Origin of the sequence: Rhizobium sp. YTUHZ044 (assembly GCF_051123975.1) — a bacterium.
Taxonomy (GTDB): domain Bacteria; phylum Pseudomonadota; class Alphaproteobacteria; order Rhizobiales; family Rhizobiaceae; genus Rhizobium.
This window is the reverse complement of sequence record NZ_CP101429.1, coordinates 279,760-304,794: the sequence shown is the minus strand read 5'-3', so window position 1 is coordinate 304,794 and position 25,035 is coordinate 279,760. Positions and strand designations below refer to the sequence as shown.

The window sequence follows — 25,035 nt, the reverse complement described above, 5'->3', positions numbered from 1 at the left end:
TACGGAGCACCCGACGAAATGACGGGAGATTATTCCGCCAAGCTCGTCGCGCCGCAAATGCGCCCGGTTGGGCCACTGATCCCGGCGAGTGAGCTTGAAATCTGGCATATCGCCGCAAAAGCGCGTGACGCAGCACAACGGTATCAACAGCGGGTTCGGAGCTGGGCACGCGAGGCCTACGAGCGTGAGCGGGCGCTCGGCCATGCCGAGGGCTTGAATGCAGGGGCCGAGGAAATGGCTAGGATAATTGCGCAGGCAGCCTCCGATGTGGCGCGACGAAAGGCGGTCCTCGAGCAGGAATTGCCGCAGCTGGTGATAGAGATACTAAACGATCTTCTGGGCGCTTTCGATCCGGGCGAGCTGTTGGTGAAAGCTGTTCGCCACGAGATTGAGCGCAAATATACCGGCGTGGAAGTTTGCCTCCACGTGTGTCCCGCGCAAGTCGATATGCTCGCGCGCGAATTTGCGCGTTGCGATGGGCGGGAAGGTCGGCCGAGGGTGCGGATCGATCCAGATCCGACTTTATCGCCCCAACAATGCGTGCTGTGGAGCGAGTACGGCAATGTAGATCTTGGACTTGATGCACAGATGCGCGCGCTACGCCTCGGCTTCAGGCCGTATTCTGAAGAAGGAGAACTGTAATCACGCCGCTATCACAGCATAAAAATCTCGCCGGCAAGCGGAGTCTCGTTTCTGCGATCTCATCTTTGAGGTCCACAGCAAAGCAGATCGACACGCGTGTCGTGCGCGGCCGGATCACGCGGGCTATCGGTACACTGGTCCATGCCGTCTTGCCAGACACTCGGATTGGGGAACTTTGTCTTCTGCACGATACGCGAACCGGCCTGTCGCTCGAAGCCGAGGTGATCGGCTTTTCGGACAATGGCGTGTTGCTCACGCCGATCGGTGACCTGGTAGGCCTGTCCAGCCGCTCAGAAGTCGTGTCCACTGGACGCATGCGTGAAGTGCCAGTCGGGCCCGATTTGCTTGGCCGTGTGATTGACAGCCGTTGCCGCCCACTTGACGGCAAGGGTGAAATCAAAACCTTCGAAACTCGACCGCTGCACGGCAGGGCGCCCAACCCAATGAACAGGCGCATGGTTGAGCTCCCATTCCCGCTCGGGGTTCGTGTTCTGGATGGTCTCCTCACATGCGGCGAGGGCCAGCGAATAGGGATTTATGGCGAGCCTGGCTGTGGCAAATCGACGTTATTGTCGCAGATCGTAAAAGGTGCCGCCGCCGACGTTTTCGTAGTCGCGCTCATAGGCGAGCGTGGACGTGAAGTTCGTGAGTTCATCGAGCGTCATCTTGGAGAGGCGGGCCTCCGTCGTACGGTCGTTGTGGTTGAAACCTCCGACCGCTCGGCAGTGGAGAGGGCGCAATGTGCTCCTATGGCGACCGCGCTCGCGGAGTACTTTCGCGAACAAGGGCTACGCGTCGCCCTCATGTTGGACTCGCTGACGCGCTTCTGCCGCGCCATGCGCGAAATTGGCCTTGCTGCGGGCGAGCCACCGACCCGGAGGGGCTTTCCTCCCTCCGTGTTTGCCATGCTGCCAGGTCTCCTTGAACGTGCCGGTATGGGTGAGCACGGCTCAATCACGGCCTTTTATACTGTGCTTGTCGAAGGTGATGGCACAGGCGATCCAATCGCGGAGGAATCGCGGGGCATTCTCGATGGCCATGTCGTCCTCTCACGCGCTATCGCTGCGCGGTCGCATTTCCCAGCTATTGATGTGCTGCAGAGTCGCAGCCGAGTCATGGATGCGGTCGTTTCTGGGACACATCGCAAGGCAGCATCTTTTTTCCGTGATCTCCTCTCGCGCTATGCCGAGTCCGAGTTTTTGATCAAAGTCGGCGAGTACAAGCAGGGCGGCGATCCGTTAACTGACCGAGCTGTCGCTTCGATTGGCGACCTGAGGGAATTTTTGTGTCAGAGCGAAGGCGAGGCGTCGGATTTTAAGGAAACGGTCGCATGGATGTCGCGTCTGACCGCGTGACTCGTGTTCACACTTCGAGGTTGCGGCTTCTTAAGGATATGCAAGAGCGTAGTGCCTTTAGAGAGCTGTCCGAGAAGCAAGCCCAACACGATATGGCCACCTTAGCCTTGCAGAATGCCTCCCAGGAGCTTGCAAACGCACAGCAACATTTTGCACGGGCCGAAGCGGCGCTCTACGAGGAGCTGATGTCCCTTGACAAATGGTCTAGCGCAGCACTCGACCATCACCACCTTCAAATTGAGCGCCTTGCCGCTGAGGTCTCTTCGAAACGTCAGATGCTCGACGATGCGCACATCGCTCAAAAAGAGGCCGAGGCAGTGTTATCTAAGATGAGAACCGTGTGGGTCAGACGTTCGGCCGCAAGCCACAAATGGCAACAAATCGAGGACGAAGTCAGGCGCGCCGTCGAAACACAGTCCGAGGCGGCAGGCGAGATAGAGGGCGACGATGAGATATCGCTTCGATATGGCAGTTTTGCTCGCCCAGATGTCGCGCGATCAGACCCGATGATGGGAGCTTCTCTGGAAACGCTATACCCCAGCCTTGAGTCGCCTTGGTAACCACAGTGGTCAGACCTGCTATATTTGAACCTGCGCTAACACTGTCCCACGTGGTCGTCTCGTGGCTCAATGATGTTGCCGCTTTCCGCAGCCCCTTTCAGAGCTGGATTAGCGAGAAGCCGCTGTCGGTGCGGATACAAGGGCTTATTTGGCAGCAGAAACCTTCTGCCATTCCGATGCTTGACTGTGTTTGGCGCTTGGGAACTGAAACGATCGTCTTATCGCTGTCACGAGGCCTTGTTGAGGCGCTTATCGCGACGGTGCAGAGCGGTCTTGCATTCCCTTCCGACCCAACTGCTTCACTCATTCTCGAGCTTGCACTTGAGCCGCTTGTCGCTCGATTAGAGGATCGGACGCAGCTGGATGTGCAGCTCTTGAAGGTGCGTGAGGCTTTGACAAAGGCTCCTTGTCTGGAACTTGATATCGCCTTCGGCTCAGTCAATGGCAAGGGCCGTCTATTCCTGTTTTCTCCCCTTGATGGCTTGGTCCCGCCTGCATTCCACGCCTTAGGCGAACTGCTTGGCCAATTGCCCCGACAGCCGCGCGAGCACTTCCCAGAGCTACCGGTTGCAGTTGCAGGAAGAATCGGCACGCTTTCCGTTCCGGCAGTGGTTCTTCGCAAGGCATGTATCGGTGATGCTCTGTTGCCAGACATATCGCCGTTCGGCCACGGCCAGATCACGCTATCCGCGGGCCAGCTATGGGCCTGTGCAGATATTGAAGGCGACGACCTCATCCTGCGGGGGCCCTTCCGCCCACTATCATCCCCCTTGGAGACTGTGCATATGACGACACAACCCGAATTACAGCGGGATCCCTCGGAAGCCGATCTCGATGATCTCGAGATCGTGCTTATCTTTGAATGCGGCCGCTGGGCTATGCCTCTAGGCGAATTGAGGAGTGCGGGCGAAGGGCATATTTTCGAACTTGGTCGGCCGATCGATGGTCCGGTCGACATATTGGCCAACGGGCGGCGTATCGGGCGTGGCGACATCGTGCAGATCGGAGATGAACTGGGCATTAGGCTGCGCGGCAGGTTGGCATGCTATGACTGAGATTCAACCAGCGATTCTGTCGCTTCTCGCGATTACAGCCGGAATCGGCCTGCTTGTTTTAGCGCTCGTCACAACCACGGCATTTATAAAAATCTCAGTTGTTCTCTTCCTGGTCCGCAATGCGCTGGGGACCCAGACAATCCCACCGAACATCGTGCTTTACGCTGCGGCACTCATCCTAACAATTTTCATCAGCGCACCTGTAGTCGAACAGACCTATGATCGGATGGCCGATCCAAAGTTCCACTACCAAACGTTCGACGACTGGGTCAATGCCGCCAAAGAAGGGCGTGAACCGCTGCACGATTACCTTAAGAAGTTCACAAACGAAGAGCAGAGCCGCTTTTTCCTATCTTCGACGGAAAAAATTTGGCCAGGGGAGATGCGCGACAGAACCACCCCGGATGATTTTGCCATTCTGGTACCGTCTTTTCTAATATCAGAACTCAAGCGTGCGTTCGAAATAGGTTTTCTTCTCTACCTTCCCTTCATCGTGATCGATCTTATTGTAACGACAATCTTGATGGCGATGGGCATGTCAATGGTATCTCCGACAGTCATATCTGTCCCGTTCAAGCTCTTTCTATTTGTCGCTATTGATGGTTGGTCGAGATTAATGCACGGACTTATTTTGAGTTACGCCACACCTGGAGGTTGATCATTACTCAGTCCAGCATTGTTACTTTTATGAACCAGTCGTTGGTGGTTTTCATGATCTGGATTCTCCCACCGCTCATTGCATCAGTGATTGTTGGCCTGGTCGTCGGGATCATCCAGGCGGCAACGCAAATCCAGGATGAAAGCTTGCCACTTACCGTGAAGCTTTTGATCGTTGTGGCGGTGATCAGCCTGTTTGCCCCTGTTCTGAGCGCTCCGCTCGTAAGGTTGGCCGACCAGATCTTTGCGGAGTTTCCCACAATGACCCCAAGCTACCAGCCTAGATCGTGATTGCGTCCGAAATTCAATCCCTGATCCATGGGGCTATTGAGCTCGTCCTCGCAGCCGGCATAGGCGCGGCCCGCGCAATGGGCCTCATGATGATTCTTCCTGTATTTACACGGGCTCAAATAGGCGGGCTCATCCGCAGCTGCCTGGCTGTAGCCTTCACGCTCCCGTGTTTTGCACACGTCAGTCACTGGTTGCAGACGCTGGATCCTGAGACACGTCTGATTCAAGTAACACTACTTGGAGTTAAGGAGATCTTTGTCGGCTTGCTACTTGGCATTTTTCTTGGCATCCCGTTATGGAGCCTTCAGGCCGCCGGTGAGCTTATCGACAACCAACGCGGCATCAGCAGCCCATCAGCTTCGTCAGACCCCACAACGAACAGTCAGGCTTCCGCTATGGGAATTTTTCTCGGGATCACGGCACTGACGATCTTCGTGGCGTCGGGAGGCCTAGAAGGTGTGGTCAGTACCCTCTATGGAAGCTTTCAGATCTGGCCTGTATATCGATTTCACCCCACGTTCACCGCGCAAGCAGCTATGGAGTTATTGAGGCTCCTGGATCACACAATGCTCACGACCTTGCTGGTCTCTGGACCCGTAGTGTCCTTCCTTCTGTTAGTTGACATATCAATGATGATATTGCGGCGCTTTGCGCCGCAGTTCAAGTCCAGCCAACTGTCACCAATGATCAAGAATATCGGGTTTCCGATTATTATGATTGCCTACGCTGCCTATCTCATCGAGGGGATCAGCCTGGAGATCACACAAGCGAATGGCGCGCTTGAGTGGATGGACAAGCTGCTGAAATGAGTGACACGAGTGAAGAGAAGACACACGCCGCCACCCCGCACAAGCTAAACGAAGCGCGCAAAAAAGGGCAGATTGCGCACAGTTCCGATTTCGTCCGTGCGGTCGCCACTTGCGCTGGGTTCGGCTACCTTTGGCTGAGAGGGAGCGTCGTACAAGACAAATGCCAGGAAGCGCTACTAGTAGTCGACAATCTGCAGAATCTGCCCTTCAATCTAGCGGTCCGGCAGGCACTGGTCCTGCTGATCGAACTCACATTCGAGACGGTTGGACCACTGCTTGGAACTCTCGTCGCCGCGGTGATTTTGGCCGGGCTCATAGCCAATGGTGGATTTGTCTTCTCACTGGAGCCGATCAAGCCCAACCTCGAGAAAACTGACCCGTTTGAAGGGCTTAAGCGCATGGCCTCTGCACGTTCTGCAGTGGAAGCCGGCAAGACGCAGTTCAAAGTGATGGTCCTGAGCGCGAGCTTTCTCCTCTTCCTTCTCGGAACGTGGAAAACGATGGTCTATTTGCCTATCTGCGGCATCGGCTGTATCGGTCTCGTTTTTACGCAGGTGAAGCTGCTGAGCGCGATTGGCGCCGCTGCGCTTTTGATCGGCGGACTTATCGATCTGCTGTTGCAGCGTGCTTTGTTTCTGCGAGAAATGCGCATGACAAAGAGCGAAGTGGCGCGCCAGCTCAAGGAACAGGAAGGCACGCCGGAGCTGAAGAGTGAACGACGTCGCCTACGCGAGGAGTCCGCGCACGACCCTCCCCTTGGCGTGCACCGGGCCACGTTGGTGGTGAGGGGGAAGGGCATACTCGTTGGTATGCGTTACGTTCGCGGCGAGAGCGGCGTGCCCGTCTTGGTTTGCCGCGCCGCGGGCGAGGCTGCTTCAGAATTGTTGAATGAAGCGCGGGCGCTACGCGTCTATGTTGTCGATGATCATGTGCTTGCGCATCAGCTCATCAGCACAACGAAGCTGGGCGACGCCGTTCCTGCGCAATGTTTCGAGTCTGTCGCCAAAGCACTCTTTGCCGCTGGCGTGGTATAGATGTGACCACCGCCTTGGCCGGCCAATGTCGGCCGCATGATTTCGCCGCGATACGGCGCGCGATGGGCCGATCCTAGTCTTTCAAGGGTAAGCGGTGTTCCCGGGTCACGGTTTGACGCTGGCTGGGGTCTGACCGATACCAGCCGATTCATCGGCCCGTAACGCTTTCTTGATCTCGATAGCAGCATCAACGAAACTGTCGAACTCTTCTGCATCGAAAGGGTAATATTGATAGTTGCCCGATGCTTTAGAGGCTAACACCACATAGACGCCGCCGCTTCTGCTATCGCGTTTAATACGCAAGGACATAATGCAACTGCCGTTCATAATTTGAACGTCTGATTGTCGGATTATCTTTCCAGTCACCACTCTCTTCAATGATTTAAACAGTCCCGCCATCTAACCCTTAGAACTCCAACAGCAATATAGTCAGACCTAGCTCGTTTCTCATTGGTATCATCGTGTACAGCGAAACGAAAGCTTAGCGGTTTATCGCGACGCTTTCATTTTACGGCTCAGGTTGTGCTCGGAGGGATAGGTCCATGGTAGAAGAGTGTCGATCTGACTGTTCGGGTTGCCGTTGACGATCTTGGTGAGCACATCGATGAGATAGCCGAGCGGTTCGACATCGTTGAGCTTGGCGGTCTCGATGAGTGATGCGATGGTCGCCCAGTGCTCGGCCCCAGCGTCGGAACCCGCGAAGAGGGCATTTTTCCGATTGAGAGCAATTGGCCTGATAGATCGCTCGACTGCGTTGGAGTCGATTTCGATGCGGCCGTCATCGATGAATCTAGTCAGCCCATCCCAGCGCGACAAGGTGTATCGGATTGCTTCGGCCAGCTTTGTCTTCTGGCTGATGAGGCCGAGCTGTTCGGTGAGCCAGGAAGCAAGACTGTCGGTGATCGGGCGGCTCTTCTCCTGTCGGACGGCGCGGCGTTCGTCTTGGGCGCGGCCACGGATGTCGTCTTCAGTCCTGTAGAGTTCGGCAATACGCCGTAGCGCCTCGGTGGCAATGGGTGCGGGACCGGCAGCGGCCAGTTCATAGAAGCGACGTCGAACGTGAGACCAGCAGAATGCCAGCGACACGGCATTTTTGGCCGCAAGCGGTCGATAACCACTGTAACCATCGACCTGCAGGATTCCGACGAAGCCTTCGAGATGAGTCATCGGGCGCTCGGCCTTGCGATCCGGTGCATAGACATAAACGACACCAGGCGGATCACTTCCCTGCCACGGCCGGTCATCACGCGCATAGGCCCAGAGTTGGCCGGTCTTGGTCTTGCCGCGTCCCGGATCGAGCACCGGGGCTGTCGTCTCGTCGGCGAAGAGCTTGGACGACGACTTCAGATGATCAAGCAACCGCTAATGGACCGGGCGTAGATGCCAGGCGGCTCGGCCGACCCAGTCGGCAAGCGTCGAACGATCAAGATCGATGCCCTGGCGCTTGTAGATTTGCGCCTGACGATACAGCGGCAGGTGGTCGGCATATTTGGAGACTAACACCTGGGCGACGGTTGCCTCTGTCGGGATGCCGCCTTCGATCAATCTTGTCGGTGCCGGAGCCTGGACAACGACCTCCTCGCAGGCCCGGCAGGCATACTTTGGGCGGCGGACCACCAGCACGCGGAACTGGGCAGGCACAATGTCGAGCTTCTCGCTGACATCCTCGCCAATCCGATGCAGGTCGTTGCGGCAGCAGGGGCAGGCATGGTCATCGATATCGACCGCGATCTCGACGCGCGGCAGATGTGCTGGCAGCGAACCTCTGTTCGTGCGCCGTTGGCGACCTGCGCCTGTAGAACAGAAGGGGAGGCTTGCGCATTGTCTTCCAGACCGGCAGCCTCGACTTGCTCGGCCTCTTCAAGCCCAAGCAGAAGCTGGTCCTCGGGAAGCGTCTCGGCACGGCGACCGAACCGGTGGCGCTGCAATTCCTTGATGATCTGACGCAGGCGGGCATTCTCCGCCTCGCGCGAAAGCACCATCGCTTTCAACGCGTTCAGGTCATCCGGAAGCTCGTCCGCCGTTATCGTCATGGATCGAGAACACCATATTTTACCGCTCGGATCGAGAGGCTGGATGGTGCTGATTCAATTGGTCGCGGCCGTCATCCAGCCTTTACCGGCGTGCGCGTTTCGCTCGGCGCATGCACGCGTTTCCAGTCCAATCCCTCGAACAAAGCCGAGAACTGGGCGGCCGTCAGATGCATCGCGCCGTCCTGCATTCGAGGCCAATGGAACTCGCCATTCTCAAGCCGCTTGGCAACCAGGCACACGCCGCTGCCATCCCAGAAGATCAGCTTAATCCGGTCCGTTCGTTTGGCGCGGAAGACATAGATCGTGCCAGAGAATGGGTTAGCACCCATCTCCGCCTTCACCAGTGCTGCCAATCCTTCAGCACCTTTGCGGAAGTCGACGGGCTTGGTGGCGATCATCACCTTTACCGCACCGGACGGACCAATCACGACTGAGCCTTCAAGGCCTGGATCACGGCAGCAATGGTCGCGCTGTCCGTACCAGATGCGATCCTGACGATCGCGCCGCCAACCTCCAACTCGATTGCCGCAACTGGAAGTGCGCTCCTCGTTATCGTCTTTCGCCGTGTCGGAGTTGCCTCTGCTGGACGATCAATTACCGCTGGCACAAACATCGGCGGCGAATCTTGCTTCGCCTGACTTCGCACCTGCCGACGCCACGTAAACAATTGTCCGGGAGACAACCCATGTCGACGCGCAACAGCACTGACCGACATCTCGCCGCTATAGCTCTCAGCGACAATTCGGTCCTTCTCCTCGTCGCTCCAGTCGCGGCGACGGCCAGTTCCCGTGAAAACCTCAAACCGTTGCACCGGCACGTCTACACTGGTGCCATGCGTAAAACCTGTAATCGTCATATGTCGAAGCCTCGTTCGGCAACAACATCAACAATCACACGCTGATCCGGAAGGTGGGGGCAAAACACCGCTTACTTTCAAGGCGCGACCGTATCTACAGCCGCGCCCAGCCGCGCATGCCGTCAAGATCGAAAAAGGCCTTTGCAATGTTGCGCGCTTCAACGGTCCGGTCCTTCTCGACGTGATCGAGCGGTGCCCTCCAGAGGACGTCAGCGGTCCGTGGGGATCCGAGCAATCCCTGTGGCCCTTGCCGTCAGCAACCATGAACTGCACGACGAATTGGTCACACTACGATCCCACCGTGAGCGCGACGAACAGCCCACCTTTTCTTTGCTGATTGCGACCGCGAGATAAGCTTCCTCCTCCATCAATAGACGAAAGCCGTGGGATGCTCGTCGCGCACACATCCCATCAAAGTCCATGTTGCGAAACTCAGCGACAACGGCGACTCAATAGCCGCAAAATGGAAACGCCGATCACGCAAGAGAACTCGAGCCTGCGTTCCTCGGCGAATGCTTACAGTCTGGCCGTCACCCTCGCTGGCTGTGGATACGAACGAAATTCAAGGGAACGCTCTCGCTCAAGCGGCTCGTCAATCTCGCGCGCGTGCAGATCGAGACAGCGACATCTACGAGTTCTATTGCGCCACGTAGGACCTTGGTACCGCCTTCCTCGTGCGGGCGCAGACGAACAGGCTGCCCGAGTGTCGCCCAAAGATCCTGGCCTTCGCGCCTTCGCCCAGTGCTCTTGGACGGGATGTCATCGCATCACAACGACCCGACTTGGCTGCAGGTGAAGTGCTATCAAAACCTTGACCGGTTTGCACGACATCGCTTTCGGCATCTCTATTGGATCAAGCTCGACGATGTGGGTCAATCGGCAGCCCTGCCGGATGGATGACCGTGCATCCGGACAACGCCTTCGTCAGCCAGTAGTCAGCCAAGTCGTCTATCTAGGGCTGCCGCGCCAAGCAACCTAAACTCACGTCAAAACACAGGAGCGAATCGTCATGTATGGTCGAATTGGTGACTCTTCTGATATCCAATACACGCGTAGGGGGAGGCGGCAAACGGATGCAGGAAGCCAAGAGTTCGCGGCCACGTTTGCCCGGATGCACATAACCGCATCGGCTTCCAGCGGCGGCTCATCGTCAGCGGCTACGCAAGCTTACTCCCTCCAAGCCAACCCTCCGGTGGTGCAGATCGACAGATCTACTTTCAGGAGGGAGGCGAGGCAATTTCACGGCGCTGAGATCACGCGCATCGCAGACAATCCACAAGAGTATTCGGAATTCATATCGTCACGCGCCAGACGCACTGCGGACGTTGCTAGTCAATACGGCGTGCGTCGAGACTCGGAGCACGCGCGATATTACAGCTACCAACTGGGAGACCACTGTGTTGGACTGCTGAGAACAGAAGGCGGATTCAGCATGACTGAGTTTGAATCCGAAAGGTGGCGGGAACAATTTCCCGGTCGAACTGAGGTCACCTCTATAGTGGATCTTCAGGTAACTCATCCGCTCGTCGAGAATGCAGGCGATATTCTGCTGGAGCATCAACTTCGGAGGGACGGCGAACGACCGTTACTGAATTGGCGTGCGGCTAATCCAGAAGCACAAGCCCGCGCAGCGACGATGGGGTTTGTTGAAGTGGATGATGGCGACATGGTCCTTGACCCTACTCAGCATCCCGACAAGTGGACGAAGAACAGTGCCGGTGAATGGCAGCGTGTGGGCAAACCGCAGCAGTATCTCTGCAAAACTAAGGATAGCGGGAAAACTGAACCAAGTTCAGACTCCTATGAGGATGACTTTATGTGATCGGACGCTCGTGGAGATAGCAGCGATGGCGGGCCGCTGATGGCTATGTGCCGTGTCCATTGTCATGTGCGGTGAGCGAAATGGCTCGACCGAAACGGCAACGCGCACGGGCGGCCCCGGCCGGCGCAGACTCAAGCGGAGCAGCTACCGCCTGAACATTGCAAGTGCTTTAGCGCGCGCCGCACCGAAGTCTGCAGCCATGTCAGAAACGTTAGGAGGAGACGCATCGGGCCTCCATCTATGTTTCTTCGACGTATTCGCCGGAAAGTTCGGCAGCTTCCCGGCCTGGCTGTGCGTGGGGGTCACTCCGATCGATCTCGTGGTGAAACTCGCGCCGCAGGCAGTGCAACTTCCAGAGCGTCCTCTGGCCTAAACCCGCTCAGGCGGGATGGGATATTGGCGATGAGATTTACGTGTGCATCTGGGCGATTGCACATGTCAGCCAAACGCTGGCCAACGAGCGCTGAACGACACCAGCCCGCAAAATGATAGGCACGGCATTTTCGCCGTTTCGGAGATGGAATATGACGGTCATTGGCCCACCTGGGAACTCGCGTATTAGGAATGCTGGGGCCGACAATATTTCGGGATCAAGCAGTTCGCGCTCGCAATCAGGCCCTCCCCTGGCGGAGGGCCGCCAAAAGTTCAATTCCATCCTGGAGGTGATGCACTCTGGGTCTCAAGGCACAGGTGCGTCCTGCGCACGCACTGCCGACGAAGACCCTGGGGAGAGGTCGTCCGGCCCTTCCGCGGGCGCACGGCGAGTGCTGGCCGCTGTTGTTCGAGCAACCGCGCTGACAAGAGCAGGCGCCGTGCGGCGGCGCCGTCTTCCCTCAGTCCCGGAGGGTGATGCCACAGTTCTAGTCGCTGACCAGCCATCCAAGTCGGACATGGCAGTCCCGCTTTGTATAACCGCCGGACAAATCAAGGCAGAAGATCAACAGATGAAAGGCTTGCTTGCAGAATTTGAATCTAGCCGCCTTGAAGCTAGCCTAACCGCCAACCGAGGCCCTACCCTGGAGGAGAAGCAAGAGGCGCTCGATCGAATCGTCGATGCAGGCTCGACAGTTCTGGAATATCACGCGAGTCTGGCCCCAGGGAGCGATAGCATTCTGTCCAATGATCATGCGCGTCTAACCCGGGATCTGGTGCTCGATGCGGCATCGGAATGCATGGAACTCGCCAAGGACGGCATGCAATTGCTAGAGATTCGTAACAAGGCGCGCGCCGTGCTCGCCTTGGTCCTCCGATCCAACCCTAGCCCCGCCAAGCTGAGCCAAGCGGTTTCCAGTGTGGCAAGGCACTATATAGCTTGCGTGGAGTTTTGGGAAAAGAAGACATGGCGCGCGGAACGCATCCAGTTAGCCTATGCCGTCACTGCCAACCTACCAAATACAAATGCCGAGATCCAGCAGGCCGAAGAGGCCAAATTGCGACTGCATACCGGCTCGACACTGATGTCGAGGTTCATGGTTCTGCAATCGCGGATCGAGCTCGCGCGGTTGTTAATTGAGCCACGAGCGAGCAGTTTCCAAGCGCCACTGAGGGAAATGCTTATCGGTGAGAACGGGCGAGTACCTCTGTTGGATGCCCTCAGCGCCTCAGTTTTGCCGGCGGTGCATCGGACGCGCGGCGCTCTTCAGACCAAGGCAGGGCGCCCACTCGACTCGATAGACTGCTCCGTTCTGCAAGGCGTCATGCAGAGGCTTTTGGATTTTGCATCGGCGTTGCCCGACTTGCTTGGCAGGCTAAGCGATGACCGAACAGGTGCCGACCTCCCGTTGGAATTGTTGGGTCAGATAGCGGAAGGCGCGCGAGGCACTGCGGACCAGGTCCTGCAACTCTTGGACCTGCAGCCAACGAGATCATCCATCAGCGAACGGCCGGCTGCCGCTGTGACTGCGACCGACACTACCGGCCAGGCTGTGACGGAGAGGGCTGCACCGGCCGAAGGCACTTCGACCCGCAGGAAGGGGAAAAGCAGGCGCAAGCCCTCCGCTGGCGCCCGAAGTTCGGCCCCCGGGCGACCGGAACCGCAAGTCGTTTCGGGCAAGAGCGGCACGGCGCAAGCAACCGAGGTTCTCTCCCTTGGCAACAGTTCATCGGGCCCCTCCATTAGTCCACATCGAATTGCGGACGCTGCGCCCCGTGCAGGCATTACCGCGGGGCGTGTTCTTCCCTCGTTGTCGGTTGATGGAGCGCGAGCTCGAGAAAAAAGCTTCGTGGGCGAACCCCGGCCCGGCGATCAAGGACCCGGAACATCGCAACCGGACGCGCTCCCAACTGGTAGCCAGACTGTGGGCATTGGGGAAGCTGGATCAAGCAGCTCGCCCCCGCAATCAAGTCACGCCGTTGGACAGAGCAGCCAATCGTCCGATGTCGGCGTGCAGCGGACGCTCGCTGGCTCCCAGTATAAACGAATGTCCTATGCTCGCGTTGTGCTAGGGGCCGACGAAGCCCTTGGCGGCAAATCCGCCGATTCATCCATAGGTCCCGCCCGAGCCCTCACGACTCCGCGACGGGCAGCCAGTGGGCCTCAACATCATTCTACCCAAGGTCCGCAAGGCGAAGTAACGGCCAGGGAAAAAAAGTCTTTGCGTTTTCATGAGAACTGGCGGCTCCGCGATCCAAAGCCGAGTCGCTCGCAACCAGACACGCTCCCACCTCAGGAGCAAAGCGAGCCCAGGCCAGCGGCAGGAGCGGGACGGCGGCGTTTCGACAATGTAGCCGCACAGAGCTACAACGAAGCACTACTCAATGACGCTTTACATGAGATTTCCTTCGCTCCCGGCATCACTGAATTCTCGTGCGCTGTGGTGAAGTACGACAAGAGTCTGCAAGGCCAGGCACATCATGCAACATTCCTCCAAAGGGCCGCTTCCGAGTTCACTCGTCAATTTATTCCAAGATGGGAGCAAGATGTCCGCGTCCGCAATACCTGGGGGTACGCCACCTCCTGCAACTCGATCAGCCGGAAAACTGGCGGTCAGGCAGGCATGGAAGCTTGCAGCGCCATGGCAGCTCAGGTGTCGAGACTCGGCAGCGCGCTGAAAGACGTTGAAAGTAAAACGCTTTCACTGTTCGTATTGTCTTTCAGTCGCTATCCCCGAGTAACGGAATGTCGCAATGGAATGATTGGTATCGCCAAGGTTTTTCATGAGCAACGCGGAGCGCTTTCCCAGCTCAACGGTCAAAGTCTGGCACTGCTGGTCAACGGCTTTAGCAAATGGCCGGAACACGAGAACGCTCGTAAAGCCGCGATAGCAGTTGCCGCCGAGATTCGCCGCCGCCCCGCCGGGCTGTCTGATTTTGGTCCGCAGAACTTGGCTAACGTTGTGAACGGTTTGAGCAAGTGGCCGCAAGAGGCGGAGTGTTGCGGCACTATCAATGCAATCGCCGATGAGGTCTGTCACCGCGCCGATAAAGACGCCAATCTATCCGGGTTTAATCCGCAGGCTCTGGCAAACCTGATGAACGGCTTCAGCAAAGCGCCGGAACTGGTACACTCACGCCAAGCAACCGTCGTCATAGCCGATGCGGTCTGTCGCCGCGCCGATAAAGACGCCGATCTATCCGGGTTTCATCCGCAGGATCTGGCGAACCTGGTAAACGGCTTCAGCAAGTGGCCCGAGGACTGCCGCGGAGCTATCGCTGCGATCGCGCGTGCGGTGCCTTGCGCCGCCGGCGAGCTGTCGGGTTTCATTGGGCAGGATCTGGCGAACCTGGTGAACGGCTTCAGCAAGTTGCAGGCGGCGGAGTGCTCCCGCGCTTCCGTTGCAATTGCCAGTGAGGTCTGTCACCGCGCAAGCCGCCCCGAGGTCGGGCTCTCTGATTTCAATCCGCAGCATCTGGCGAACCTGGTGAACGGCTTCAGCAAATTGCAGGCGGCGGAGTGCTCACGCGCTGCCGTCGCAATTGCCGTTGAGGTCTGTCACCGCGCCAGCCGCCGCGAGGTCTGGCTTTCTGATTTTGATGGGCAGCATCTGGCGAACCTGGTGAACGGCTTCAGTAAATGGCCGCAAGAGGAGAATTTGGGTCACGCCACCAACATTGTCGCTGACGAGGTGCTTCGCTGCGCCGATCAGCTGCCTATGTTTGATGCGCACCACCTGGCGAGCCTGGTGAACGGCTTCAGCAGGTGGCCGCAATCGGAAAACTCCTATCAAGCCACAGTTGCGGTCGCAGGTGCCGTGGTTAGCCGCCCCGGGCGCCTGCAGGGATTCACTGGGCAGGATCTGGCGAACCTGGTGAACGGCTTCAGCAAGTGGCCCGAGGACTGCCGCGGAGCTATCGTCGCGATCGCGCGGGCGGTGGCTCGCGCCGCCGGCGAGCTGTCGGGATTTAATGAGCTAGATCTGGCGAATCTGGTAAACGGCTTCAGCAAGTGGTCCGAGGACTGCCGCGGCGCCATCGTTGCGGTCGCGCGTCAGGTCGGTGGCCGGGCCGACCAGCTGCCTGTGTTTGGTCCGCAGGCACTTGCGAACCTGGTGAACGGCTTCAGCAAGTGTCCTGACGAGGCTGGCTGCTGCGACGCCGTCGTTGCCATCGCTGCGGAGGTGGTCAGTCGCGCCAGCCCCAGCGACCTGCTGCCTGGATTCGATCCGCAGGCCCTTGCGAACCTGGTGAACGGCTTCAGCAAGTGGCCGCAAGAGGAGAAATCACGCCAGGCCGCCGCGGTAATCGCCGGCGAGGTAATTCGCAGCGCTAACCAGCTCCTTGATTTTACATCGCAGCACCTTTCGAACCTGGTGAACGGCTTCAGCAAGTGGCCGCAAGAGGAGAAATCACGCCAGGCCACCGCGGTGATCGCCGGCGAGGTGATTCGCGACGCCGATCGGCTCTCTGGTTTTAGCTCGCAGCAGCTGGCAAATCTGCTCAACGGCTTCGACAGGTGTGCGGAAGAGGAGGCATGCAGCCAGGCGGTTTTGGAGATCGCCCGCAGACTTGGCCCGGCCGGTCGACCATACCGTCATTTTACGACGCACGGGCTCTCCAGTATCGCCAACAGTTTGGCGCGTGGGGTTATGAGGAGAGAGGACGCCGGAGAGATCGCAGAGACCGCGCTGCTGAAAGATCGACTACACAAACTGGCTCATTATCTTCATTATGCGAGCGATCGCATCGGCGAGGCCGACGCGGTGGCCGTCACGAGCATCTTGAAGGCGTTGGCCAAGGCCCAGTTGCATGACGATCTTAGCTTGCTCGCAGCCCCTGGAATAAATCGACTGAGGCAATTGCATCAGGCCCCTGGCTTTGCGGTTGAGAACAACCTCGAAATTATGGGAAACATTTGCGCCGCTCTGCTGCCGCTGGCGCGCAGCCCGCGCAAGCAGCTGCGTTGGCACCGAAGGCAGGCTTTGAACTTGCTTAATGATATCCAACCTATCGTGGAGCACAAGATCGAGGCCCATCTCAGGGCAAGCGATGCCGAGCGGAACCGGGGGCCGAACTCGACACGCCGTCCCGCGCTGTCGATTTATCAAGTGCTCAAGGCCCGTGCGAACCTGGCAACATTGCTGCGGCGGCCGTATGTTGAGGGCAGCAAGTCTGATTTGCGTGTGAGGCGCGACGAGCTGCAGTCCAAGACCAAGGAAATCCTGGACAGCACGCGCGAGCTCATCGAAAGCGACCTTTCCAGCATGAGTTGGAACTTGATCGCGCAAATCGAGGCTGAACGTCCGATCGATGCGCTCGACACGTTCGTGGCGCAGAATGCCGCAACGGTCCAAGCCCAACATTCGGCGTCCGTCTTCGACGTCCATCAGGTTCTGCGAGCCATGGACCATGAACCCAGAGCGCCGCAGGGTGAGGCGGGATTGATGCGATTGCCGGTAGTCGACATGCAGGGCCGGCAACTGGCCACGGACCCCGAGACGCGCTATTCGATCTTTTATCGCCTGACCTCGGGGGCAGTGAAGATGGTTGCGGTGCAACTGCCAGGAAAGCCGAGCCCGTTTATGCTGGCACGCACGTTAACCGTCGAGGGCGTGCCATACCGCATGGATCTGTTCGGCGGAAGCAAGTTAAAGCCGCCGCGAAAAACCCTTTCCCAGATCGCGGCCAAACTTCCAGGTCGGGGGGAACCAGAGCCTTCCGGCGGGAAGCTGCTGGCGATTCCCTATGCCGAAACCGCACCAGGCACTTCCTTTGAGAAGCTGTCGCGCGCCTGGGCACCTTTCAAAGAGGCATATTATTACACTCAGCGTCGGGGTTTTGCCGCGCCGCCGGCTCTCAAGGACTTAGGTCCTCACGATTATGCGCTGGAAGGCGCATTCAAACTGTCGTTGCTGCCGGACCGCCCTGCCAGTGAACATCCCTTCAAGCTAACTGGGCGGGAAGGTCCGATTGCGTTGCGACCGCATGACGGCTGCGGCTTCATCAAGGCTTCGCTGGCCACTCGTATGAAGGCTGTTCGCCTGGCCGGTGGGCAGGAAGGTGCTGCTCGGGTGCCTGCGTTTGGTGAAGGAAGGAGATCGTCCCTGCCTGCCACGGCGCTGCAACATTATCCGCGAAGCGAGATGGTGGCAAATGAGGTGCGAGAGAAAGCTAAGATTTGGCTCGATAGTCGACAGGGGCAACGACTGACGGCCGAGGAGTTGTTTCGAACCCTGACTAGCGGACATATCGACGGTCCAGGCGCGGTTGCGGTACCGTCCGGTGATGAATGTCTCCATGTGCCGACGCTCAAAAGCGAGACCTTAACGGGGACGAACGGCGTGCTGATCGGGCGCTCGCCGTACGATAAGCCCAACCTGCGGCCAATCGCCACCGACCTGGTCAGGTCAGCCGCTGGTGGGGACCCGACAGCAGTGTTCCTAGGCGCGTGTGTGGCCATGCAATACAGCTTTAATGTCGCCCAGAAATCGGGCGAGGAACTCGCGGCCGACGATCCGACTTTCTTTGCTAAAGGCATTCTGATCGTCGTGCCGGACGAGATGTGGCCGGCGAACTACGCCGATCGTGCGCTGGTGATGTCTGCGGAGGACGTCAAGTGCCATTCGCAGTGGACGACAGGCAAGGACCGCGTCAAGGAGGATACGGCACTCGACTGCCTCGGCGTCCTGCAGGCCACCGAGGTGTTTGCCCCGGGGTCGTTGATCGCCGTGCCGACCGGTGAACAGAAAAAACTTGACGGCGACTTCGACGGCGACACCGTCATCATCATCGGCGACCGGCCGCAGCTTTATGAGCATGTGCGTGAATTCGATGAAAAGGAGCAAGCTCTCGGACTTCCATCCCTTAAGCCGCCAAAGTCGCATACCCCAGCACTTGACGGCGACACCTACCAGTTTGGTCGCGCCAGCCAGATTCTCGCTGCCACCCAGGATGTCTTGGAAACTTACAGCGGTCTACAGCGAAACTTTCTGGCTCAGTCTCATGAATCACGGCGCTGGTTTGCGGAGCGCGCCATCTTTGGCACCTACGAGGGCGTCCACCATGAACTCCGACGCGACATTGGTCAGTTGCTAGGCCGGGAAGAGGTGAGCGGCCAGGATATCGAGAACCTGTTTGCGAGAGCGAGGCGCGAGATCGAGATCGCTCAACATCCGGTTGCTCGCGAAATGGCCGAGTTGCTCGTTGCCGACCTTGAAGCATGGGCAGAGGGGCATGAGGTGGAGCCAGCGCCCGAGACAGTCGAACACGCGGAGGGCACCGAAAGCACGACGCTCAGCGCAGCTGTCTCAGATCTTCTCCCGGATTTGGCGGATTCCTATCCGGCAACTTCTCAACCAAGAGACCGCATTCGGGCTTTGATCGACAACTATCCGGCGCGGATCGAACCTCGCCCGGACGGTTACAATCCGGATGACCTGGTGCAAAGCGCAAACAACCTCCTGAGCCTCGGCATCAAGGTCGGCACCGACGCCTACAAATCCAATACTGGCGCTCAGCTGTTTTCGAAGAAGAGCGGGGACCTTCAGCGGCTGCTGCATACAACGCCTGGCTTGAGGTCCGTGCCATACGTCAAGGGCTTGGCAGCGTCTCTCAACCATGGAAGGTTTGACTTCAGGGCAGCCTTGGAGGATCTGGAGGACAATCCCACGCTGACGGCTTCAGTCATGCAAACCTCGATCAGTCTCGCTGTGGACGAACGCATCTTGCGCGAGTCCTCGGGCTTGCCGTCCGCAGCAGCGAATTCCGATGAGACGATTACGCTGACCCGCGAGGAGGCCTCGGAGCGTGCTAGAACTGAGGCTGCCCGCGCAATGAAAGAAGAGGGCAAAATCACCGCAGCGGCACTCAACGTCGCTGCAAGCCTCAGAAAAATGGGCATTCAGGTGAAAATGCCTCATTTGGAGCGCCGGCTGAGGTCGGAACGCTCCATAGGAGAGCAGCTCGCCGGAACGAGCGTTTCATCCGACAGCACCCAACAGCTGATCAGCAGTGCGGTACGTCACGTCTTCGAGATTCCTGACAAGGATTTTACACGTGCCTTCAAGGCAGCCATTCTGGCGTTCGAGGAGCAGGATTACACCGAAATTGAGGTGACCAACTGGTTCAAGTTCGAGCGTCCCACTTATCTCGGCATCCACGCGGTACTTGCCACAGCAGCAGGCTATCGCTTCCAGATGGAATTCCACACCCCGGCCAGCTACAGCGCCAAAGTTGACAACCACGATACTTATAAAGAGCTGCAGCAGCTGAAGCGCCGCGATGCTCCTGAGAAGACAGAGGAACTCGAGCAGAAGGTGACAGAGAGCTACAAGGCCGTTAGCAGACCCCATGACGTGCTGAGCATAACACACTGGAGCGATGGTAAGGGTAGCGTCGCAGTCGCTGGATTGCGAGCTGCGGGACAATCAAGAAAGGCGGAGATCGCCAGGCCACCGGAGGCTACGTACGACGATATTCGTTCTGCGCCGACGCCGACGCCCCCCACCTTCGATGCTCGGATCGGGAGGTCCGATGCGCCAGCTTCGAAACGCCCTGAGGCGTCGGTGCTCGGTACCACCGAGTGGCTGAGCGATGCCCATATTCAGACGGATTACGATTTCCTCGAGCAGCAGCTGCAGGGGATCGATCCAACGCTTGCCGCCAGCATAAGGCTGGTGGATCCGTCGGTATCCCATCTGCTGCGCCACATGGAGCTGCAACACGCGCGAGGCATGCTGCAGTCGATCTATAATCGAAACGCCGCCCCGGCCGACTTCCTGTTCCTTCCAGTGAACAATGGCACCTTTGATGGCCGCGGCACCCATTGGTCGCTGCTGCTCGTCGATCGCCGCGATCCGGAGCGGCAGGTCGCCTATCATTACGATTCCCTCCAGCAAAGAAGATATAACGACGAAGCCGCAACACAGCTGGCAGAACGGCTGGACGCCACCTTGGTGCCAGCCCGCATGGCCGCACAGCCGAACGACTACGATTGCGGCGTCTTTGTCGTGGACGGCACGCGGGCGTTGGTCAAGCGATTGGTGGACGGGGAGCGGCCAGCCCACGAGCCACTGCACCTCCACACCCTCATCGCCGATCGACAGGCGCTGCAAAGCAGACTGACGATGTATTGATACGCATGCTGGAAACAGCACGCCAAGCCAGTCGAATTTGCCAAATCTAGTCTTTGCGACAGGATTGAACGAAGCAGCCGCTGGCGCGCCAGTCGCGCCGAGCTAAGAGCAGTCGAGTGAGCCAAGACCTACCAGGCGACCATGCGGTGTTTCGTTCACAGCACCAGAGCAAGAGAACCAGTGCAGTAGCGAGCGGTACATCGACTGAGCTAGTCGGCGAAGGCCCCTTCCCGCGCCGGGCTTGTTCGTATCCGCAATACGCGCGGCCATCAGGTTGCGGGGGTCTCAGATCCCGCAGCTCCCCGTTTGATCCGTACCCCTCCGGTGATGCTTGCAATTACCCACATCTGAGTGTCGCTGCTATTTCGGTTCCGAGGCGAATGTCTGTCAGCCGGCTGAGGCCGCGCCAGTCGACTGTATTTCCCGGTGGCGGATCTGATGTTCTTGCAAGGTAACCACCTAAACGAGCGAGTTTGGTGAGATAGAAATTTAACGATCCCGGCGTCGCCTGCCGGTTACCTGCGTTGCTGACCATTTGATCGAGGATTTCAATTTCCTGTTCGGTGAGTGCCGCAGTTGGCGGTGTTTCGGGTGCAGTGCGCGCGAGCATTGTCAACCAGAGCACTCTCCAGCTCATAATGCAGAACACGGCGACGAGGTTTGCCAGTCGATCGGCCGTTCGTAATCTTGCGTCTTCAGCCCGACAACCAGACTTGAGGATCTTATGGAAGACCTCGATCTTCCAGCGCATCGCATACCATTTGATCTTTTCGACGGCCTCCTCGCAGCTATTCACCTCAAGATCGGTCAGCAGCTTCCATTCGATGCGCTTGCGGCCGGCCGGAGGGTTGGGCTCTACCGCGTGAATGACGGTAAGATCCAATGCAGGGTATCGCTTCTTCTTGCCGATGGGCGGCAGCACCCGGATCCGTTTGAAGCGGATATCCAGGTGGACTTTGGTGACCTCGTCGGTATCGGCGCGAACTTCGATAAGGTGCTGTCCGGCAGTTTCAACATCGCGCATTTCAGCCGATATTGTGTGATCCCCGTTGCCAGCCAGCCGGTCGACGACGGTCCGCACGACGAAGTGCGTGCCAAGCTCCTTGGTCAGGCAGTAGAGCTCGTAGATATCACTTTCGCGGTCGCCGACATGAATACATCGGTCTGGCTGGCCGAGAAGGTCGACGGATTGACGCAGATTTTCAAGCCAACGGATGCTTTCCTTGGTTTCGATCGGAACACGTGTCGGGTTGATCTTGCGTTTGAGCTGGGCGGTCCCCTTGAACTTGTCGCGGCTCCAGAACTTGACGGCCGCCAACCCTAAGGGCAGCCCATCCAAGGTCACCGCAAGGCTCGAATGCATCAATATCCCGCAGACCGTATGGTGGCGCAGCCGCTCCTGTTTGTCTCGGCCACTGTTGACGCTCTTGGTAAAGCCAACGGCATGCGGATTGCGGCGCTGATAGGTAAACTCGGTCGTGTCCTGCAGCACCAAGATCGGACCATTGCAAGCATCGTAGCGTTGGGCGGTCGCGGCAAAGTGGCCGTTGAGGATATCGCCTTCCTCAACATTCGGATTGGAGAAAAAGCGATACGCCGCTTTGGTACTGGCCCAGTCCTGGCAGGCAAAAGGAATAGAGCCGCCCATATGCTCTCCAAGCTGTCGTAAAAGCTCCGAGCAGCGTCGTCCAAGACGCGCATCTTTGAAAGACCCGGCGTCTATTTCCTGCTTGCTCCAATGGCCGTCATTATCAGCCATCAGATCGTCTCGAACCGACATAAAGCACCGCCTTAAACGAATCAGGTGCTCGACACAGAATCACAAGCGATTCTTTCGATTCAAGATTTCACTGAAAACTTTCCGTAAACGAGTCAGCTACTTATCCCTTATGGGTAATTGCAAGCCGGTGATGGCCGCCTTGCCGAGGTAGGCTGAAGATTGCAAGTCCTAGTGCAAGCACTAGGAGTAGTCCTATGACGAAGCATCAGATTGAGGTGATTACGTCGGTCGAGCGGCGTCGGCGTTGGTCTCGCGAGGAGAAGTAGCGGCTGGTCGCGGCGACGCTTGAGCCAAGCGCAAGTGTTTCGGAGATTGCGCACTCGGCCGGCATCCATGTGAGCCAGCTCTTCCGCTGGCGCAAGGAGCTCTGCCAGATCTCCGCGCCGTCCGTCCCGCAACTCGTTCCGGTGGAGGTCATCGAAGCGCTGCCAGCGCCAGCGACCCCGGCCGAGCCGCCGCCGGTCTCCCGGCCGCGCAAAAAAGCAAGCATGGTGATGATCGAGCTTGGCGGCGGCCGTCGCCTTCGGGTCGAGAGCGACATCGATACCGAAGCCATGGCACGGATCCTCGATGTTCTGGAGCGGCGATGATCCCCGTCCCGAGCGGTGTGAAGGTGTGGCTGGCCACTGGCTATACCGATATGCGCAGGGGCTTTCCCGGCCTGTCGCTGATGGTGCAGGAGACGTTGAAGCGCGATCCCATGAGCGGCCATCTCTTCGTCTTCCGCGGTCGGAGCGGCGGGCTGATCAAGGTGATCTGGCACTATGGCCAGGGTGCCTGCCTGTTCACGAAGAAGCTCGAGCGCGGCCGCTTCATCTGGCCGTCGGCGGCCGACGGCACGGTGGTGATCACGCCGGCGCAGCTCGGCTATTTGCTCGAAGGCATCGACTGGCGAATGCCGCAAAAAACTTGGCGTCCGACGTCGGCGGGATGAGCAAAACCGCTGGCACGGCGGGAGCGAATATGATTCCATCCCACCATGACCGATGCGGCTGATCAGCTTCCCGACGACCTTGCCAGTGCACATGCGATGATCCTCGCCGAGCGCGCTGCCCGCCGCGAAGCCGAGGCGCTCGCCGCTCGCGCCCAGGCAGTGAACTCGCATTCGGATAAACTGATTGCCCGGCTCCGGCTGGAGATCGAGAAGCTGACGCGCGACATCCATGGCAGCCGCTCGGAGCGCAAGGCCCGGCTTCTCGAACAGATGGAGCTGCAGCTCGAGGAGTTGGAGGCCGACGCTGGAGAAGACGAACTGGCGGCGGAGATGGCGGCGCGCTCCTCGGCGGTCCGGGCCTTCGAGCGCAAGCGTCCATCGCGCAAGCCTTTCCCCGAGCATCTGCCGCGCGAGCGCGTCGTCCTTGCCGCTCCATCAAACTGCCCGTGCTGCGGCTCTGCCAAGCTGGCGAAGCTGGGCGAAGACATCACCGAGACGCTGGAGGTGTCCCCCGCGCCAGTGGAAGGTGATCCAGACTGTACGCGAGAAGTTCTCTTGCCGCGAATGCGAGAAGATCACCCAGCCGCCGGCACCCTTCCACGTGACGTCGCGCGGCTTTGCCGGACCGAACCTCTTGGCGATGATCCTGTTCGAGAAGTTTGGTCAGCACCAGCCGCTGAACCGGCAGAGCGAACGCTATGCCCGCGAGGGCATCGACCTCAGCCTGTCGACGCTCGCCGATCAGGTCGGGGCCTGCGCCGCGGCATTAAAGCCGGTGCATGCGCTGATCGAAGCGCATGTGCTGGCCGCCGAACGGCTGCATGGCGACGACACCACCGTGCCGATCCTGGCGAAGGGGAAGACCGATACGGGTCGCATCTGGACTTATGTCAGAGATGACCGGCCGTTCGGCGGGCAATCGCCACCGGCGGCGCTCTATTATGCCTCGCGCGACCGGCGGCAGGAGCATCCCGAGCGTCATTTGAAGAACTTCACCGGCATTCTGCAGGCCGACGCCTATGGCGGCTACAATCCATTGTTCAAGGTGGATCGCGATCCCGTTCCGCTGACGCAGGCGCTGTGCTGGGCCCATTCTCGGCGCAAGTTCTTCGTGCTCGCCGACATCGCCAGCAACGCCAAACGCGGCAAGAATGCTGCCGCGATCTCGCCGGTTGCACTGGAGGCGGTCAAGCGCATCGACGCTCTCTTCGACATCGAGCGCGACATTAACGGTCTTTCGGCCAACGAGCGGCTGCAACGACGTCAGAAGGACAGCCGTCCGCTCGTTGATGCGCTTCAGGCCTGGCTTCGATCTGAGCGAACAAAGCTGTCGCGCAGTTCACCGGTCACCGAGCCGATCGATTACATGCTGAAGCGCTGGGACGGCTTCACGACCTTCCTCGGTGACGGCCGGATCTGCCTCACCAACAACGCCGCCGAACGGGCGCTGCGCGGCTTTGCCCTCGGCAGAAAGTCGTGGCTCTTTGCCGGCTCCGATCGTGGTGCCGATCGCGCCGGCTTCATGGCGACGCTAATCATGACCGCCAAGCTCAACGATGTCGATCCGCAGGCGTGGCTCGCCGATGTGCTCGCGCGCATCGCCGACATGCCGATCGCACAGCTCGAACAGTTGTTGCCGTGGAACTGGTCTTCTTCGAAAGTGGCTGCCGACAAGGCTGCCTGACCGAAAATTGGACC

The 25,035-nt window shown here is 58.7% G+C and carries 17 protein-coding genes and 1 pseudogene; 13 read left to right on the top strand and 5 right to left on the bottom strand.

Translation table 11 applies throughout. The features are described 5' to 3' along the window. Window positions 1-18: 18 nt before the first annotated feature. From sctL to NL154_RS29220, 8 genes are read left to right on the top strand one after another with little or no spacing between them, the layout of a single operon-like run. On the top strand, window positions 19-642 hold the full coding sequence (sctL, locus tag NL154_RS29255) for a type III secretion system stator protein SctL (RefSeq protein WP_430961131.1): 624 nt from the start codon (window positions 19-21) through the stop codon (window positions 640-642). Further along, a complete protein-coding gene (gene sctN / locus NL154_RS29250) occupies window positions 642-1,997 on the top strand; it encodes a type III secretion system ATPase SctN (protein WP_430961139.1) in 1,356 nt (451 codons plus the stop codon). Before sctL ends, sctN begins: the two co-directional genes overlap by 1 nt. Continuing rightward, entirely contained in the window at window positions 1,973-2,557 is a 585-nt protein-coding gene (locus NL154_RS29245; protein WP_430961130.1) for a hypothetical protein, read from the top strand. Before sctN ends, NL154_RS29245 begins: the two co-directional genes overlap by 25 nt. After that, a complete protein-coding gene (gene sctQ, locus NL154_RS29240) occupies window positions 2,551-3,612 on the top strand; it encodes a type III secretion system cytoplasmic ring protein SctQ (protein ID WP_430961129.1) in 1,062 nt (353 codons plus the stop codon). Before NL154_RS29245 ends, sctQ begins: the two co-directional genes overlap by 7 nt. Continuing rightward, entirely contained in the window at window positions 3,605-4,270 is a 666-nt protein-coding gene (gene sctR / locus NL154_RS29235) for a type III secretion system export apparatus subunit SctR (protein WP_430961128.1), read from the top strand. Before sctQ ends, sctR begins: the two co-directional genes overlap by 8 nt. 29 nt (window positions 4,271-4,299) lie before the next feature. After that, window positions 4,300-4,560 carry an EscS/YscS/HrcS family type III secretion system export apparatus protein gene (locus tag NL154_RS29230; RefSeq protein WP_416068726.1) on the top strand — a complete coding sequence of 87 codons (261 nt, stop codon included), beginning with the start codon at window positions 4,300-4,302 and terminating at the stop codon, window positions 4,558-4,560. Then, window positions 4,557-5,369, top strand: coding sequence for a type III secretion system export apparatus subunit SctT (gene sctT / locus NL154_RS29225; RefSeq protein WP_430961985.1), 813 nt, complete (start codon window positions 4,557-4,559; stop codon window positions 5,367-5,369). The genes NL154_RS29230 and sctT overlap by 4 nt, the downstream gene beginning before the upstream one ends. Next, window positions 5,366-6,403: an EscU/YscU/HrcU family type III secretion system export apparatus switch protein gene (locus NL154_RS29220; RefSeq protein ID WP_430961127.1), complete on the top strand. Its 1,038-nt coding sequence runs from the start codon at window positions 5,366-5,368 to the stop codon at window positions 6,401-6,403. Before sctT ends, NL154_RS29220 begins: the two co-directional genes overlap by 4 nt. Before the next feature lie 105 nt (window positions 6,404-6,508). On the opposite strand, the gene NL154_RS29215 is transcribed toward NL154_RS29220, so the two are convergent. From NL154_RS29215 to tnpA (NL154_RS29200), 4 genes and pseudogenes are all read right to left on the bottom strand, one after another. Next, window positions 6,509-6,802: a hypothetical protein gene (locus tag NL154_RS29215; protein ID WP_430961126.1), complete on the bottom strand. Its 294-nt coding sequence runs from the start codon at window positions 6,800-6,802 to the stop codon at window positions 6,509-6,511. Window positions 6,803-6,892: 90 nt separating this feature from the next. Continuing rightward, window positions 6,893-8,436 (bottom strand): annotated as a pseudogene (gene tnpC / locus NL154_RS29210) (IS66 family transposase). 71 nt (window positions 8,437-8,507) lie between these two features. Further along, the gene (gene tnpB, locus NL154_RS29205) at window positions 8,508-8,864 is read right to left on the bottom strand and encodes an IS66 family insertion sequence element accessory protein TnpB (RefSeq protein WP_430961078.1); all 357 of its coding nucleotides are present in this window, start codon (window positions 8,862-8,864) and stop codon (window positions 8,508-8,510) included. Then, the gene (gene tnpA / locus NL154_RS29200) at window positions 8,861-9,292 is read right to left on the bottom strand and encodes an IS66-like element accessory protein TnpA (RefSeq protein ID WP_430961079.1); all 432 of its coding nucleotides are present in this window, start codon (window positions 9,290-9,292) and stop codon (window positions 8,861-8,863) included. Before tnpA (NL154_RS29200) ends, tnpB (NL154_RS29205) begins: the two co-directional genes overlap by 4 nt. 1,432 nt (window positions 9,293-10,724) lie before the next feature. On the opposite strand from tnpA (NL154_RS29200), the gene NL154_RS29195 reads away from it, so the two are divergent. Together NL154_RS29195 and xopAD are read left to right on the top strand one after the other, a co-directional pair. Further along, window positions 10,725-11,114: a hypothetical protein gene (locus tag NL154_RS29195; RefSeq protein ID WP_430961080.1), complete on the top strand. Its 390-nt coding sequence runs from the start codon at window positions 10,725-10,727 to the stop codon at window positions 11,112-11,114. A 944-nt stretch (window positions 11,115-12,058) separates the two neighbouring features. Next, window positions 12,059-20,623, top strand: coding sequence for a XopAD/skwp family type III secretion system effector (gene xopAD, locus NL154_RS29190; RefSeq protein ID WP_430961984.1), 8,565 nt, complete (start codon window positions 12,059-12,061; stop codon window positions 20,621-20,623). A 337-nt stretch (window positions 20,624-20,960) separates the two neighbouring features. Here the strand turns inward: xopAD and NL154_RS29185 are convergent, their stop codons facing one another. Then, window positions 20,961-22,382 (bottom strand): IS4 family transposase, encoded by a 1,422-nt coding sequence (locus NL154_RS29185; RefSeq protein ID WP_430961983.1) that lies wholly within the window; start codon window positions 22,380-22,382, stop codon window positions 20,961-20,963. Window positions 22,383-22,672: 290 nt separating this feature from the next. Here NL154_RS29185 and tnpA (NL154_RS29180) point away from each other — a divergent pair, with 290 nt between their 5' ends. The 3 genes from tnpA (NL154_RS29180) (at window position 22,673) to tnpC (NL154_RS29170) (ending at window position 25,021) form a co-directional block, all read left to right on the top strand. Further along, on the top strand, window positions 22,673-22,993 hold the full coding sequence (tnpA, locus tag NL154_RS29180; RefSeq protein WP_430961989.1) for an IS66-like element accessory protein TnpA: 321 nt from the start codon (window positions 22,673-22,675) through the stop codon (window positions 22,991-22,993). Further along, on the top strand, window positions 22,990-23,337 hold the full coding sequence (gene tnpB, locus NL154_RS29175; protein ID WP_430961085.1) for an IS66 family insertion sequence element accessory protein TnpB: 348 nt from the start codon (window positions 22,990-22,992) through the stop codon (window positions 23,335-23,337). Before tnpA (NL154_RS29180) ends, tnpB (NL154_RS29175) begins: the two co-directional genes overlap by 4 nt. A gap of 45 nt (window positions 23,338-23,382) precedes the next feature. Beyond that, window positions 23,383-25,021, top strand: a protein-coding gene (gene tnpC / locus NL154_RS29170; RefSeq protein WP_430961982.1) for an IS66 family transposase whose coding sequence is annotated in 2 segments (ribosomal slippage) — window positions 23,383-23,847 and window positions 23,849-25,021 — 1,638 coding nt in all. Because the reading frame shifts where the segments join, the coding sequence is not laid out codon by codon here. Window positions 25,022-25,035 lie beyond the last annotated feature (14 nt).